The 15,347-nt window shown below is 69.4% G+C and carries 15 protein-coding genes; 9 read left to right on the plus strand and 6 right to left on the minus strand.

What is annotated here, in order from left to right:
- Window positions 1-116: 116 nt before the first annotated feature.
- From AC1RIF_RS11680 to pknB, 6 genes are read left to right on the plus strand one after another with little or no spacing between them, the layout of a single operon-like run.
- Complete coding sequence (locus tag AC1RIF_RS11680; RefSeq protein ID WP_492601533.1) at window positions 117-590, plus strand: FHA domain-containing protein FhaB/FipA; 474 nt, start codon at window positions 117-119, stop codon at window positions 588-590.
- Entirely contained in the window at window positions 587-2,026 is a 1,440-nt protein-coding gene (locus AC1RIF_RS11685) for a protein phosphatase 2C domain-containing protein (protein WP_492601534.1), read from the plus strand. The genes AC1RIF_RS11680 and AC1RIF_RS11685 overlap by 4 nt, the downstream gene beginning before the upstream one ends.
- Window positions 2,026-3,468 carry an FtsW/RodA/SpoVE family cell cycle protein gene (locus AC1RIF_RS11690; RefSeq protein WP_492601535.1) on the plus strand — a complete coding sequence of 481 codons (1,443 nt, stop codon included), beginning with the start codon at window positions 2,026-2,028 and terminating at the stop codon, window positions 3,466-3,468. The genes AC1RIF_RS11685 and AC1RIF_RS11690 overlap by 1 nt, the downstream gene beginning before the upstream one ends.
- Window positions 3,465-4,952 (plus strand): peptidoglycan D,D-transpeptidase FtsI family protein, encoded by a 1,488-nt coding sequence (locus AC1RIF_RS11695; RefSeq protein ID WP_492601536.1) that lies wholly within the window; start codon window positions 3,465-3,467, stop codon window positions 4,950-4,952. The genes AC1RIF_RS11690 and AC1RIF_RS11695 overlap by 4 nt, the downstream gene beginning before the upstream one ends.
- A 4-nt stretch (window positions 4,953-4,956) precedes the next feature.
- Window positions 4,957-6,327 carry a serine/threonine-protein kinase gene (locus tag AC1RIF_RS11700; protein ID WP_492601537.1) on the plus strand — a complete coding sequence of 457 codons (1,371 nt, stop codon included), beginning with the start codon at window positions 4,957-4,959 and terminating at the stop codon, window positions 6,325-6,327.
- Window positions 6,324-8,258, plus strand: coding sequence for a Stk1 family PASTA domain-containing Ser/Thr kinase (pknB, locus tag AC1RIF_RS11705; protein WP_492601538.1), 1,935 nt, complete (start codon window positions 6,324-6,326; stop codon window positions 8,256-8,258). Before AC1RIF_RS11700 ends, pknB begins: the two co-directional genes overlap by 4 nt.
- A 24-nt stretch (window positions 8,259-8,282) precedes the next feature.
- Here pknB and AC1RIF_RS11710 read toward each other — a convergent pair whose 3' ends face one another.
- Together AC1RIF_RS11710 and AC1RIF_RS11715 are read right to left on the minus strand one after the other, a co-directional pair.
- Window positions 8,283-8,948, minus strand: coding sequence for an aminodeoxychorismate/anthranilate synthase component II (locus AC1RIF_RS11710; RefSeq protein ID WP_492601539.1), 666 nt, complete (start codon window positions 8,946-8,948; stop codon window positions 8,283-8,285).
- A 34-nt stretch (window positions 8,949-8,982) separates the two neighbouring features.
- Window positions 8,983-9,747, minus strand: a complete 765-nt coding sequence (locus AC1RIF_RS11715) for a DUF881 domain-containing protein (RefSeq protein ID WP_492601540.1) — start codon at window positions 9,745-9,747, stop codon at window positions 8,983-8,985.
- 190 nt (window positions 9,748-9,937) lie between these two features.
- On the opposite strand from AC1RIF_RS11715, the gene crgA reads away from it, so the two are divergent.
- Complete coding sequence (gene crgA, locus AC1RIF_RS11720; protein ID WP_492601541.1) at window positions 9,938-10,201, plus strand: cell division protein CrgA; 264 nt, start codon at window positions 9,938-9,940, stop codon at window positions 10,199-10,201.
- Between the two features lie 108 nt (window positions 10,202-10,309).
- Window positions 10,310-10,807, plus strand: coding sequence for a PH domain-containing protein (locus AC1RIF_RS11725; RefSeq protein ID WP_492601542.1), 498 nt, complete (start codon window positions 10,310-10,312; stop codon window positions 10,805-10,807).
- A 16-nt stretch (window positions 10,808-10,823) separates the two neighbouring features.
- Here AC1RIF_RS11725 and AC1RIF_RS11730 read toward each other — a convergent pair whose 3' ends face one another.
- Window positions 10,824-11,726, minus strand: coding sequence for a rhomboid family intramembrane serine protease (locus AC1RIF_RS11730; RefSeq protein ID WP_492601543.1), 903 nt, complete (start codon window positions 11,724-11,726; stop codon window positions 10,824-10,826).
- 10 nt (window positions 11,727-11,736) lie between these two features.
- A complete protein-coding gene (locus tag AC1RIF_RS11735; protein WP_492601544.1) occupies window positions 11,737-12,258 on the minus strand; it encodes a peptidylprolyl isomerase in 522 nt (173 codons plus the stop codon).
- 58 nt (window positions 12,259-12,316) lie between these two features.
- On the opposite strand from AC1RIF_RS11735, the gene AC1RIF_RS11740 reads away from it, so the two are divergent.
- Window positions 12,317-12,496 (plus strand): hypothetical protein, encoded by a 180-nt coding sequence (locus AC1RIF_RS11740; protein WP_492601545.1) that lies wholly within the window; start codon window positions 12,317-12,319, stop codon window positions 12,494-12,496.
- Here AC1RIF_RS11740 and AC1RIF_RS11745 read toward each other — a convergent pair.
- Together AC1RIF_RS11745 and AC1RIF_RS11750 are read right to left on the minus strand one after the other, a co-directional pair.
- Complete coding sequence (locus tag AC1RIF_RS11745; protein WP_492601546.1) at window positions 12,493-13,755, minus strand: alpha/beta fold hydrolase; 1,263 nt, start codon at window positions 13,753-13,755, stop codon at window positions 12,493-12,495. The genes AC1RIF_RS11740 and AC1RIF_RS11745 overlap by 4 nt on opposite strands.
- 31 nt (window positions 13,756-13,786) lie before the next feature.
- Window positions 13,787-15,046: a TetR/AcrR family transcriptional regulator gene (locus AC1RIF_RS11750; protein ID WP_492601547.1), complete on the minus strand. Its 1,260-nt coding sequence runs from the start codon at window positions 15,044-15,046 to the stop codon at window positions 13,787-13,789.
- Window positions 15,047-15,347 lie beyond the last annotated feature (301 nt).

Here is a 15,347-nt window from a genome sequence, read left to right on the forward strand (position 1 = left end):
CCGGGCGCGGCGAAAGATCATGATCACCACCGGCGGCTTCCACATATGATGCAGCCAGCTGAAAATGCCCCGGCTGCGCATCCGCGCAGCCGTGCCCCCGAAGGAGGTGTCGAGCAGTGCAGGGACTGATTCTCCAACTGACGCGAGCTGGCTTCCTGCTGCTGCTCTGGCTCTTCGTCTGGGCCGTCATCAAGACACTGCGCAGCGACATCTATGCCGGCGCCGGCGCCGGCGGTGGACGTGTGGCGCCGCGGTACGCCCGAAGCGCGTCGGTTCTGCCGTCACTCGGCCGGCAGAAAGTGGCGAAGAACCTCGTGGTGACCCAGGGTGCCCTCGCGGGCACCCGCATCACGCTCGGCACGCAGCCGGTTCTCATCGGCCGCGCCGACGATTCGACGCTGGTGCTCACCGACGACTACGCATCGACCCGCCACGCGCGGCTGTCGCCGCGCGGGGCCGACTGGTACGTCGAGGACCTGGGCTCCACCAACGGCACCTACCTGGACCGGGCGAAGGTCACCACCGCGGTACGTGTCCCGCTGGGTACGCCGGTGCGCGTCGGCAAGACCGTGATCGAGCTCCGCCCGTGACCCTGGTTCTCCGCTACGCGGCCCGCAGCGACCGCGGTCTCGTCCGCGCCAACAACGAAGACTCCGTGTACGCCGGTGCCCGGCTGCTCGCGCTCGCCGACGGCATGGGCGGGCACGCGGCCGGTGAGGTCGCGTCGCAGCTGATGATCGCCGCGCTGGCGCATCTCGACGACGACGAGCCCGGCGAGGACCTGCTCGGCAAGCTCGACGCCGCCACCCACGAGGGCAACGCGACCATCGCCGATCACGTCGAGGAGGATCCCGAGCTCGAGGGCATGGGCACCACGCTCACCGCGATCCTGTTCGCGGGCAGCCGGCTGGGATTGGTGCACATCGGCGATTCGCGCGCCTACCTGCTGCGCGACGACCAGCTCACCCAGATCACCCGCGACGACACTTTCGTCCAGTCCCTCGTCGACGAGGGCCGCATCACCGCCGAGCAGGCGCACACCCATCCGCAGCGTTCGCTGATCATGCGCGCGCTCACCGGCAACGAGATCGAGCCCACGCTGACGATGCGCGAGGCCCGCGCCGGCGACCGGTACCTGCTGTGCTCGGACGGCCTGTCCGACGTCGTCAGCGACGAGACCATCGCGAACACGATGCGCGAGGGCACCATCAACGAGTGCGCCGACCGTCTCATCGAACTGGCACTGCGCAGCGGCGGTCCCGACAACGTCACGGTCATCGTCGCCGACGTCATCGACCTGGACTACGGCCAGAGTCACCCGATCGTCGGCGGCGCGGCCTCCGATGACGACGACGAGGACACCCCGCCGCCGAACACCGCCGCCGGTCGGGCCGCCGCGATGCGCCCGCCGCGGGCCACGCCCAAGCGCGTCACACCGGCGCCGAAGGCCCCGCCGAAGAAGTCGCACAAGCTGCGCTGGACGCTCATCGGCCTCGGGTTGATCGTGGTCGTCGTCGCCGGACTGCTCGTGGGCCGGACGATGATCCGCAGCTACTACTATGTGGGCGCCTCCGACGACCGGGTCACGGTGCTGCGCGGGATCCCCGGTTCGGTCCTCGGCTACCAGCTGCAGGAGAGTGCGCTCGTCGGCTGTGTCGCGGACGACGGCACCCTCACGCTCGTCGACCCCGACCAGCTGCCCGACAAGTGCCGGGTGCTGAAGGTCGACGACCTGCAGCCGTCCGCGCGGGAACAGGTCCGGGCCGGTCTGCCGTCGGGCACCGAGGCCGACGCCACCGACCAGATGCGCCGGCTCGCTGCCGGCGACCTACTGCCGGTGTGTACGCCCGAGCCCGCCCCCACACCCACGCCGACCCCGGCCCCGCCCGCGCCCCCCGCGGGCGAACCGGCGCCGCCGGCGCCGACCCCGGAGGGGGCACCGCCACCGACGACCGCGCCCCCGGCCGAGCCGACGACGGCACCGATCGAACAGGTCCCCGGACAGAACTGCAGGACCGGTAGCTGATGTCGACGTCCGATGCACCGTTCCCCAGCCCGCCCGGCGGGTTCGCTCCCCCGCCGATCCAGTCGACCCGCCGGAACACCGAACTGCTGCTGATCTGCTGCGCGATCGTCGTCACGACGGTGTCGCTGGTGCTGGTGGAGGCCAGCCAGGAGCAGACCCTCACGTGGGATCTGGCCAAGTACGGTCTGGCCTTCGCGGCGATGTTCCTCGTCGCGCATCTGGCGGTCCGCCGGTACGCGCCGTACGCCGATCCGCTGCTGCTGCCGATCGTCGCGCTGCTCAACGGGCTCGGGCTGGTGCTGATCCACCGACTCGACCTCGCGGACGCCGAGAACGCGGTGTACCAGGGGCTGCCGATCCCCTCGCCCGACGCCAACCAGCAGGTGATGTGGACGGCGCTCGCGCTCGGCGGTTTCATCGCGGTGCTGATCCTGCTGCGCGACTACCGACTCCTCGCGCGCTACAGCTACACCGTGGGTCTCGCGGGCCTGGTGCTGCTCGCGATCCCGGCGCTGCTGCCGGCGCGCTTCTCCGAGGTCAACGGCGCCAAGATCTGGATCCGGCTGCCGGGCTTCAGCATCCAACCGGGCGAGTTCGCGAAGATCCTGCTGATCATCTTCTTCGCGGCGGTGCTGGTCGCCAAGCGCGACCTGTTCACCACCGCGGGCCGTCACTTCTTCGGAATGGATCTGCCCCGCGCCCGTGACCTCGGTCCGATCCTGGTGGCGTGGATCGTCTCGGTCGCCATCATGGTGTTCGAGAAGGACCTCGGCACGTCGCTGCTGATCTTCGGCACCGTGCTGGTGATGCTCTACATCGCGACCGAACGCGTCGGCTGGCTGCTGATCGGTGGCGTCCTGCTGATCATCGGGTTCTTCTTCGCGTACCAGATGTTCGGGCACGTCCGGGTGCGGGTGAACACGTGGATCGACCCGCTCGGCGACTACCAGAACACCGGCTACCAGATCTCGCAGTCACTGTTCGGACTCGCGACCGGCGGCGTCGCCGGCACCGGCCTGGGCAGCGGACGCCCGTCGCAGGTGCCGTTCGCGAAGACCGACTTCATCATCGCCGCGATCGGTGAGGAGCTTGGCCTGATCGGCCTGGCCGCGATCCTCATGCTGTTCCTGATCCTGGTGGTGCGCGGGCTGAGGACCGCGCTCGCGGTCCGCGACAGCTTCGGCAAACTGCTCGCGGCCGGACTGTCGTTCACGATCGCGATCCAGCTGTTCGTGGTGGTCGGCGGCGTCACCAAGCTGATCCCCCTCACCGGCCTCACCACCCCGTTCATGTCGTACGGTGGGTCGTCTCTGCTGGCGAACTACCTGCTCCTGGCCCTGCTGATGAAGATCTCCGACGCGGCCCGCACCCCCACAGCCCCCAAGAAGAAGGGGCCCGCACCCATTGCGGACGCCCCGACGGAAATGCTGGGTCGCCAATGAACACTCCCCTGCGCCGCGTCGCGCTGGCCGTCATGGTGATGGTCGTCGCGCTGCTCGCCAACGCCACCTACGTGCAGGTCATCAAGGCCGACGATCTGCGCAACGACCCCCGGAACTCGCGCGTGCTGCTCGACGAGTACTCGCGCCAGCGTGGTCAGATCTCCGCCGGCGGGCAGGTGCTGGCGGCGTCGGTGCCCACCGACGACCGCTACAAGTACCTGCGCACGTATCCGCCGAACCCGGCGGCGCCGTCGAGCCCGTTCGCGAACGCCCCGGTCACCGGCTTCTACTCGATGCAGTACGGCAGCGCGGGACTCGAGAAGGCGGAGGACCCGGTCCTCAACGGCTCCGACAACCGCTTGTTCAGCAAGCGGTTCTTCGACCTCGTCTCGGGCCGCGATCCGCGTGGCGGCAACGTCGTGAGCACCATCGACCCGGTGATGCAGCAGGTGGCGTACGACGAGCTGACCGCGAAGGGCTACACCGGCTCGGTCGTCGCGATCGAACCGAGCACCGGCAACATCCTCGCGATGGCCAGCACCCCCAGCTACGACCCCAACCGGCTCTCCGGCCACGACGGTGCCGAGACGTCCGCGGCGTGGGACGAGCTCAACTCCGATCCGGACAAGCCGATGCTCAACCGCGCGGTGTCGGCGACGTATCCGCCCGGATCGACGTTCAAGGTGGTCGTGACGGCGGCGGCACTCGAGAACGGCGCCAACCCGGACGAGCAGCTCACCGCGGCGCCGAACATCACGCTGCCCGGCACGTCGACCACGCTCGAGAACTACAACGGCACCACGTGCGGTGGAGCGCCGACGGCGTCGCTGCGGGAGGCGTTCGCCCGCTCGTGCAACACCGCCTTCGTCGAACTCGGCATCAAGACCGGAGCCGACGCGCTCGCCGACCAGTCGGCCGCCTTCGGCATCGGGCCGGGTGCCCCCGGCATTCCGATCCCGGTCGCGGACAGCACGATCGGCCCCATCCCCGACGACGCAGCGCTCGGCCAGTCCAGCATCGGGCAGCGTGACGTTGCGCTCACTCCGTTGCAGAACGCGGAGATCGCCGCGACCATCGCCAACGGGGGCATGCGAATGGAAACGCACCTGGTCTCGCAGTTGCAGGGACCGGACCTGTCGAACCTGGCGACCACGACGCCGAAGTCGGTGGGCCGCGCGGTGTCACCGGAGGTGGCGGAGACGCTGACGCAGCTCATGATCGGCTCCGAGAACAACACGGCCGGCGGCGGGAAGATCCCGGGCGTCCAGATCGCCTCCAAGACGGGCACCGCCGAGCACGGCAGCGATCCGCGCAACACCCCGCCGCACGCCTGGTACATCGGTTTCGCGCCGGCACAGAACCCGACCGTCGCGATCGCGGTCATCGTCGAGGACGGCGGCGACCGTGCGCTCGCCGCGACCGGCGGCTCCGTCGCGGCGCCGATCGGGCGGGCCGTCATCGCGGCCGGATTGCAGAGGGGTTGAGTCAGTGTCGTTGACGAACGGATCGGTGATCGGCGGGCGCTACCGGCTGCAACGGCTGATAGCGACCGGCGGCATGGGTCAGGTGTGGGAGGCCACCGACAGCCGCCTCGACCGTCGGGTCGCCGTGAAGGTTCTCAAGGCCGAGTTCTCGTCGGATCCGGAGTTCCTCGAACGCTTCCGCATCGAGGCGAGGACCACCGCCCAGCTCAACCATCCGGGTATCGCGGGGGTGTACGACTACGGCGAGACCCGGGACGAGGCCGGCGCCAACCTCGCCTACCTGGTGATGGAACTGGTCGCCGGTGAGCCGCTCAACGCGGTGCTCGCGCGGGTCGGCCGCCTGTCGATTCCGCATGCCCTGGACATGCTCGAGCAGACCGGGCGCGCGCTGCAGGTCGCACATTCGGCCGGTGTCGTGCACCGCGACGTGAAGCCCGGCAACATCCTGATCACCCCCACCGGCCAGGTGAAGATCACCGACTTCGGTATCGCGAAGGCCGTCGACGCCTCACCGGTGACCCGCACCGGCATGGTGATGGGCACCGCGCAGTACATCGCGCCCGAGCAGGCCCTGGGTCAGGAGGCGACCGCCGCCAGCGACGTGTACTCGCTCGGCGTGGTCGGCTATGAGGCGCTGTCGGGCCGTCGGCCCTTCGGTGGCGGCGGCACCCTGACGGTCGCGATGAAGCACGTGCAGGAACCGCCGGAGCCGATGCCGGCCGATCTGCCGGCCCCGATCCGGGAACTGATCGACATCACGCTGACGAAGGATCCGGCGGGCCGATACGCCAACGGCGGCGAGTTCGCCGACGCGGTGGCCGCCGTCCGAGCCGGTCACCGTCCGCCGCCGCCCGGTCGGGTGCCGACCGCCGCCACCCGGGTGGTGACCCCGGTTCCGGCGGCTGCGCCCACCGCGATGATGCCGACCCAGCAGAACAACTACACCGGTGACACCGGCCAGGTTCCGGACTCGCAGGACGGGGACGGCGGTTGGACCAGCGGTCAGAAGGCGATCGCCTGGGCCGGCGGCGCGCTGCTCACGCTCGCGTCCCTCGCGGCGCTCGGCCTGTTGTTCTTCGACGGCGGGTCGAAGGAGCCGTCGACACCGCCCGTGGCCACGACGACGACGAAGGCGCCGGTGACGACGACGCGGACCACGCCCCCGCGCACCACGACGACGACCACCACGCCGCCGCCGACCACGACCACCACCACGACAACGCCGCCGCCGACCACAACCACGACGACGACGACGCCGCCGCCGACTACGACGACCACCACACCGCCGCAGACGACGACAACCACGACGGCACAGACCACAACCACCACCACCACGACGGCCACCACCACCCCGGCCACACAAGGACAGCCATGACGACACCGCGCAATCTCTCCTCCCGGTACGAACTGGGCGAGATTCTCGGGTTCGGCGGCATGTCCGAGGTGCATCTCGGACGGGACCTGCGGCTGAGCCGCGACGTCGCGATCAAGGTGCTGCGCGCCGACCTCGCCCGCGATCCCACGTTCTACCTGCGCTTCCGGCGCGAGGCGCAGAACGCGGCGGCACTGAACCATCCGGCGATCGTCGCGGTGTACGACACCGGCGAGGCCGAGACGGACGCCGGGCCGCTGCCGTACATCGTCATGGAGTACGTCGACGGCGACACCCTGCGCGATCTCATTCGCACCGAGGGTCCGCTGCAGCCACGCCGGGCGATGGAGATCATCGCCGATGTCTGCGCGGCCCTGGACTTCAGCCATCGCAACGGCATCGTGCACCGCGACGTCAAGCCCGCGAACATCATGATCAACCGCGCGGGCGCGGTGAAGGTGATGGACTTCGGTATCGCCCGCGCCATCGCGGACAGTTCGAGCCCGATGACACAGACCGCGGCCGTGATCGGCACCGCGCAGTACCTGTCGCCCGAGCAGGCCCGCGGCGATCAGGTGGACGCCCGCTCGGACGTCTACTCGCTGGGCTGTGTGCTGTACGAGGTCCTCACCGGTGAGCCCCCGTTCAAGGGTGATTCCCCGGTGGCCGTCGCGTACCAGCACGTGCGGGAGGATCCCAAGCTGCCGTCGCTGGTCAATCCGGCGGTGCCGCGCGCCATGGACTCGGTCATCCTCAAGGCGATGGCCAAGAACCCGGCCAACCGATACCAGAGCGCGGCGGAGATGCGCAGCGACCTGGTGCGGGTGCTGGGCGGTCAGCGTCCGAGCGCGCCGATGGTGCTGACCGACGAGGACCGCACCACGATGTTCGGTGCCGTGGACAGCGGTGCGGGCACCGGGTCGGGGTACCAGGCCGAGCCGACGCGGGCGGCCACGGCCACCGCCGCTCCAGCGTCGATCCCGGCGTCGACGCCGCCACCGAAGAAGCGCAACACCACCCGCAACGTGCTGCTCGCGCTCGCGGCCCTCGTCGTCGTCGGCATCATCGGGGTGTTCACCTTCTCGGTGTTGTCGACACCGACGAAGGTCACGGTGCCGACCGTCGCGGGTCTGAGTGCCCAGGACGCCGAGGCCGAACTGCGCACCGTCAACCTCGACACCACCATCCAGTCCCGGCCCGACGCGGTCGTCGCGACCGGAAACGTCATCGGAACCAATCCGGCGTCGGGCAGCTCGGTGGACGAGAACAGCACCGTCACACTGTTGGTGTCGTCGGGTCCCGAGCAGGTCCAGGTACCCAAACTTGCCGGTCTGACGCAGGACGAGGCGGTTCAGGCGCTCAACGCGGCAGGTCTGCGCCTCGACGACACCGTCCGGCGGGCCCCGTCCGACCCGAGTGAGCTGGACAAGGTGGTCGGCCAGGAGCCGTCGGCCGGCGCGAAGACCAACCTGGACTCCACCGTCGTGGTCGTGCTCGGCTCGGGCCCCGAGCAGGTGCGGATCCCGAACGTCATCGGGCAGACGATCGACGTGGCGCAGCCCAACATCGAGGGCGCCGGCTTCAAGGTCCAGGTCGAGAAGGTCGACTCGGGCAAGCCCGAGGGCCAGGTGATCTCCACGTCCCCGTCCGGCGGATCCAACGCAGCGAAGGGCGACACCGTCACCGTCCGCGTGTCCAACGGCAAGCTGTTCACGATGCCGAGCCTGACCGAGATGAGCGTCTCGGAGGCGCTCGAGACGCTGCGCAGGGCCGGTTGGACCGGGTCGTCGAACCAGCTGTCGCAGACTCGTCAGCAGACGCTCGACACCGATCTGGTGGGCAAGATCGTCACCCAGCAGCAGCCGCCGGGCACCGACGTCGCGAAGGACGCGCCGCTGTCGGTGGCCGTGGGCGAGTTCGGGATTCCCCGCTAGTCGACCGGAACGGTCGCTGGGCGATCAGCGCGTGAGCGCATCCCCCAGCGACCGGGCGACCTCGTCCTCGAGGGTCGCGACCAGAGTCTCGGCCGGAGCCTGACCGCACACGCCGAGCCAGTTCGCGAGCATCCGGTGCCCACCCTGGGTCAGCACCGACTCCGGGTGGAACTGCACGCCGTGGATCGGCAGCTCGCGGTGCCGCATCGCCATCACGATGCCGCTGTCGGTGTGCGCGGTGACCTCCAGTTCGTCGGGGATGGTGTCCTCGACCACGGTCAGCGAGTGGTATCGGGTGGCGGTGAACGGGTCGGGCAGACCGGCGAGGACACCGCCGCCGGTGTGGTGGACGATGCTGGTCTTGCCGTGCAGCAGTTCGGGTGCCCGGTCGACGGTGGCGCCGAAGGCTGCGCCGATCGCCTGATGTCCGAGACACACGCCCAGCAGCGGCGTCCGCGCCGAGGCGCAGGCTCCCACCAGCGGCATCGTCGCGCCGGACCGCTGCGGGGTACCGGGGCCGGGGCTGAGCAGGATGCCGTCGAAGTCGGCGGCCGCGGCCGCGATCGCGTCGTCCCCGGTCAGCCGGGGGTCGTCGTTGCGCCACACTTCGGCCCGCGTCCCGAGCTGACCCAGGTACTGGACCAGGTTGAACACGAAGCTGTCGTAGTTGTCGACGACCAGAATGCGCATGGGAAGAAGGGTAGTGCGCGGTATCGGGCGGTTGCTACGCGACCGGCTGTGCGTACTCGGTGTGCAGCTGCCCAGTGTACGCGGGAACCGTGAGATTGCCGGATTCCTGCTGGCTGTATCCCAGCCCGTAGCGGACGGCGTACTGCTTGAACATCTTGACGCCGGGCTCGTTCGCGAGGGTCGCGGCGAGCCGGGCCGGGTCGCCGATCGCGGTGACCACGTAGGGCGGGCTGTACGTGCGGCCGTGCAGCAGCAGCGTGTTCCCGATGCACCGCGGTGCCGACGTGTTCACGATCCGCTGGTCCTGCATCGCGATCGCCTCGGCGCCACCGGTCCACAGGGCGTTGAGCACGCTCTGCACGTCCTGTTGGTGGACCACGAGGTCGTCGGGAGACGCGCCGGCCGGGTACTTGCCGTCGGCGTCACGGGGGGCGTCGGTGAGCGTGACGACGACGCCGGGTCCGCTGAGCGCGGTCAGCCCGGCCGCGGCCGCCAGCTCGCGGCTCGAGTCCAGCGCCTCGGCGACCCGTGAGTCGGTGCCGGCAGCGTTCTCCTGCAGGTCCTGCACCTGGGCGGCCAGTTCGTCACGGGTGCGGGCCGCGGCGTCGGCCTCGATCTGGGCACGTCGCACGAGGTCGGACAAACGGGTCGAATCGGCGGCGCGGATTTCGTTGCCGTGCGAGACTTGCCGCGTGGTCGCCAGCAGCAGCCCCGCGACCAGGCAGACCACCAGCACGGCGATCGGCCAGAAGCCGAACCGCGGGCGCTCGCGCTGCGGTTCCTCTTCGACGTCCGGCACCCTCGACCACCACTCCCACCACGGACGATTCGGTGCGCGACCGGTCCTGGCTGTGCTTGTTTGAGTTAGCGTGTATTACACAACAGGTACCGCGAATGTACCCTGTCGGCCCGGACCGATCCGGGCACCGCGCTCGCGCAGACCGATCCACCCGAGCCCGCCTGGGCCCGTCCACACGAATAAGGAAGTCATGCCGAAGTCGAAGGTCCGGAAGAAGACCGACTACACGATCAATCCCGCGAACCGCACTCCGGTGAAGGTGAAGGCCGGGCCGTCGAGCGCGCTGTACGTGTCGGTGATGCTCGGTTTCATGTTGGTCGGGCTGGCCTGGCTGATTGTGTACTACCTCGCGGGCGAGAACCTCGCATGGATGAACAACTTGGGGGCCTACAACTTCCTGATCGGCTTCGGGTTCATGGTCGTCGGCCTGATCATGACGATGAGATGGCGTTGACCTGCCGGTCTGTTTCCGGGACCGAGTTATCCACAGGCAAGCAATTACACGGATGTTATTCATCCCCAGTGTGGATAAACCCTGTGGATAACGGGGGTACTTGTCCACATGCCTGAGGATGAAGTCGATCACGAACCGCCGCTCGAGTGGTCCACCCCGCTCGGCGCCGTAGTGGCGCTCGCCGTCGGCGGCGTCGCCATGGTCCTCGCGGCGCTGCTGCTGGGACTCGACGCGCCGGGACAGTTCCTGGCCGTGCTGGCCGCCGTCGGAATGTTCGTGCTCGCGGGCCTCGGCGCCAGACAGCGCCCCAAGCTCGCGATCGTGCGCGCCGCCGGCGACTCCGACGCCGCATCCGTTGCAGTGACGCGGTTGACGGGTCGGCGCACCTACCGCGCCGACGACATCGCCCGGATCCGGATCGTCCGCTACCCGCGGCTGGGACGACGGGTGCCGATGCTCGAGATCGACGCCGTCGACCCGGACGGCACCGAGCGGCTGCTGATCTTCGGTCGCTGGGACCTCGGCACCGACCCGGTGGTGGTGTTCGACGCCCTGTCCGTGCACCGACTGGTGCCGCCGGAGGATCGGGCCGCGGGCAGCGACTGACGTCGGTCCCGGACGGTCAGATGGCGGCGACGGCCGCGGCGGTGACGATCAGCGTCAGCAGGCCCACACCACCGAGCGCGAACCAACCGGCGGTGCCGGCGCTCTTGCGGTCCTTCGCGCCGACGGCGCTCGGCACGTACAGCAGGGCAGCGGTCGCGGCGGCGCCGGCGACCAGGCCACCCATGTGCCCCCACAGGGAGATCCCGGGGATCGTCACGCTGATGATCACGTTGATCGCAATGACCGCCAGCACCGGCATCGGGCTGCGCTTGAGCCGGAGCAGGATCACCGCCTGTGCACCGAGCAGACCGAAGATCGCGCCCGACGCACCCGCGGTGGGGATCAGCGGGTCGAGCATCAGCACGGACGCCGAGCCGCCGAGCAGCGCGATCACGTAGACCGCGAGGTAGCGGGCCCGTCCGAGCACCATCTCGGTGTCCCGGCCGATGACGTACAGCGCGAACATGTTGACGGCCAGATGCATGAGACCGATGTGCAGGAACCCGCTGGTGACGATCCGGCTGAACTCGCCGGCGGCGACGGCCGGACCCCACAGAACCCAATCGAGGAACAGCGGCGACGCGATGTGGTTGTCCATCACGCTGCGGGACTGGACGGCGGTGACCGCGAAGATCGCCACGTTGACCGCGATCAGGACGTAGGTCAGCAGCGGCGTCGGCATCTGCGTGCGGACCGGTGCACCGGCGACGGTGCGTGCCGTCGGGACGTCACGCTGAGCGGCAGCGACACAGTCGACGCACTGGTGGCCGACGGAAGCGGCCCGCAAGCAGTCCGGGCATGCGGGACGGCCGCAGCGGGTGCAGGATAGGGCGGTGGGACGATCGGGGTGACGCACGCACCTCGGCTGAGGTGGCGGGGTGCCCTCGCTCGCCGTGCCACCCCAGCCGGGGTTCGTCATTCGTGAATCCTTACGCGATGGTGATGTTGTTGATCACGACGTCGTCGACCGGGCGGTCGCCGCGGTCCGTCGTGGTGGTGGCGATGGCGTCGACGACCTTCTTCGACTCCTCGTCCAGCACCTCACCGAAGATGGTGTGGCGGCGGTTCAGGTGCGGCGTCGGGCCGACGGTGATGAAGAACTGCGAGCCGTTGGTGCCCGGGCCGGCGTTGGCCATGGCCAGCAGGTAGCCGCGGTCGAACTGCAGTTCCGGGTGGAACTCGTCGCCGAACTTGTAGCCCGGGCCGCCGCGACCGGTGCCGGTCGGGTCGCCGCCCTGGATCATGAAGCCGTCGATGACACGGTGGAAGACCGCGCCGTCGTAGAACGGGCCGGAGGCCTCGCCCTTGGCGTTCTGCGTGGAGTACTCCTTGGAACCGTCGGCCAGGCCGACGAAGTTCTCGACGGTCTTCGGCGCATGGTTACCGAACAGGGCGATCTTGATGTCGCCGCGGTTGGTGTGCAGCGTTGCGGTAGCAGTCTGTGAAGTCACCCCCCTATCGTGCCATTGCGCTCCGGGCGACGTGTGCGAGCTGTGTAAGAGTGGAGGCATGACGCGTGCGACCAAGAGTGATTCCGCCCCGACGTCCTCGGCCGGCCGCCGACGGATACTGATCGGCCTCGGCGCCGTCGTGGCAGCGGCAGGGGCGGCCGTGGTCGCGGTCACCCGACGTCCGGAGATGCCGCCGGTGGCGGCCGAGCCGCCGTCACTGTCCGATCCGCGTCCCTAGCCCACGCGGCAGTTGCCTGGTGTCGGCACCCCGGCGAACCGGTCGCTGATCCACGTCACCGACTCGGGCAGCCCCAGCACATACGGCAGGGCGTGGTTGAGCCCGGTGCCCTGACTGATCGGCGGCAGTGGGTTCTCGGTGAACTGCACGGTGGCGCCCTTCGCGCACCAGTCGTCGGCGAGCTGACGCGCCTGCCCGGTGGGGACGGTGTCGTCGTGGATCCCGGACTGGATGAGGACCGGCGCCTCCGGTGTCCGGTTTCCGATCTTCTGTTCGGCAAACAGTTCCTGGGCGAGCGGATACCGGGCCAGCACCGTCGACAGCGGCTCACCGGTCCGGGTGAACGACTCGGTGCGCTGGAACCCGAATGTCAGGCGGGTCTCGCCGACGCACTGGTCCTGCACGTCCGCGAGCAGTTGCCGGCCGCGATCGTTCAGCTCCGAGTCGATCAGCATCTGCGCCTCCGGGTATGCCTGCACGATGCTGTTCAGCGAGTAGCCGATCGCACCGACCAGCGAGGCGCCGTCGATCTCCGTCAGCGTCGCGGCCAGGTCCGCCGGTGGGGCACCGGCGTACGCGCCGCGCACGTCGAGTTCCGGCGCGTACTCGGGAGCCAGTTCCACCGCAGCCGCGGACGCGCCGCCGCCCTGCGAGTAGCCCCAGAACGCGACGGGACCGTCGGGCGTGATCCCGGTGCCGGGCAACCGTTTCGCGGCCCGGGCCGCGTCCAGCACCGCGTGCGCCTCCGACGCCCGGTTGACATACGTGTGCGTCCCCGGAGTACCCAGGCCCTCGTAGTCGGTGAGCACCACCGCGATGCCACGCGAGAGCAGGGCATTGACGAACACCACCTCGTACGACGCGATCACCTCCGACGGCGGCGTGTACTCGACGACGGTGCCGATCGTCTTCGACGGTGCACACTGGTCGCCCTGACCCTGGGTGCCGGCCGCCATGCTCACCAGCGGACGCGGCCCCGGTCCGGTCCACGGCAGCGCCGGATCGAAGTAGGTGCCGGTGACCGCGTTGGGGTCGCCGTGGGCGTCGTTGCTGCGGTACATGATCCGCGTCGCCGTCGCGGGGAACGTCCCCGCCTGCCACATGAGGGGCATCGGCTCCGTGCGGATCACCTCCCCGGCCGGGCCCGCGGGCAACACCGCCGGCGGCTGGTAGAAGTCCGGTGGCGCCGCCGCGGCCGGCGCACCGGCCACCACCACACCGATCACCGCCGCCACTGCGGCACACCACCTTCCGATCACGACTACCTCCCGTTGTCGCACCGATGTCGAGCTACTTGGGCGAGGCCCCCCACAGGACGGTCTCGAGGTTGTACCGGCTCATCCGCTCGGTGGAGACACGCGGCAGTCCGTGTGTGGACCAGAGGATCTCGCCCATGCACTGGAACACCAGCCGCGTCGACCCCGGCATCGTGATGCTCCCGTCCCGCACGCCCGCCGCGAAGGCGCGATCCCACACGCGCAGCACCTTGCGACCGTCCTTCTTCAGGAAGTCGAAGTGCTCCTTGCCGGTGAGCATCACCCACGACTTGAGGATGGAGACCTCGGCGTCGAACCGCTTACCGGCGGCACTGCGCATCCGGATCAGCGCATCGACGGTCTCGAGCGGCGTCCCGCCCACCGCCGCGATCTCCTCGTGTGCAATGCGCATGCGGGACGAGAAGTGCTGCAGGATCGCGACGAGGATCGCCTCCCGCGACTCGAAATGGTGGTACAGGCTGCCCTGCGTCAGCCCCACCGCGGTGGCGATGTCCCGAGTGGTCGTCGCGTCGAACCCGCGCTCGGCGAACACGAACCGGGCGGCGTCGAGAATGCGGTCCTGCTTGTCCGACAAGATCATCGAGTCCTCGCGGTCCCACGACGCGATCACCTTGCGTGCCGCCCGCGCGGAGGCCGATTCGGACAGGTCGTCGTCGGCGGGCTTGGTGGCGAGCCCGTCGAACAACATGTCGATCGTGCATCCCGCCACCTTGCGCGCCGTGAATCCGGTGGGCGCCAACGTCGCACTGTGCGTGAGCGCGACCCGGAGCACCTCGCGCAGGATGCGGGCGTCGACCTCGGGTCGCAGGACACCCGCCTCCTCGGCGTTGCGCACCAGCGTCTGCCACTTCTTCTCCGACCACCGCGGCTCGGCCGCGAGGAGGGCCTGGAGTTCGTCGTCCCGCGTTCCGGGTACACCCAGACACACCTGCAGGGCCCCGGGATGCCGGGCGGACGCGTCGGCGATGTCCAGTGCGAAGCGCCGGATCGCCTCGAGCGGGGTGTCCGACTCCACCACGGGACGCTGCACGGCGGCGACGATGTCGTCGCGTAGGCCTCGGACCATCGTCGCGGCCAGCGCTTCCTTGGAATCGAAGTGGTAGTACAGGCTGCCGGCGAGCATCCCTGTGGCATTCGCGATGTCCCGCATCGACGTACCCGTATATCCCTTGGCCGCGAACAGATCCGACGACGCCATCAGGATCTCGGTCCGTTTGTCCGGCCTGTCCTTCCCGCTGTCGACCGAGACCGGTACCTTTCCGGTACGACTCACTTCATCCCCCTGCTTCCATGGCCTACCGACCGTTTGTCAGATCGCCGGCCGCGGCTACGTGCCGCGACCGGACACCGTTCCGTGCATTGCCCGTCCGATCACCAGTGGACGAACCGACGCCGGCATCCCCTGCCACGCCCCATGATCGACTTCGACGCCCCCGAACGTCGCCGAGATCGATGACAGAGTACGGCGATCACACCGGCACCCCTGCCCGAACACCGACCACGCCCCGGCGAGGCGATCCTGCCACCGCGCCGGAGCCGGATCCTCCGAGCGTACGTGCTCGTTGAACGGGAAA

It is taken from the genome of Prescottella sp. GW823-FHT02E09, assembly GCF_058797375.1.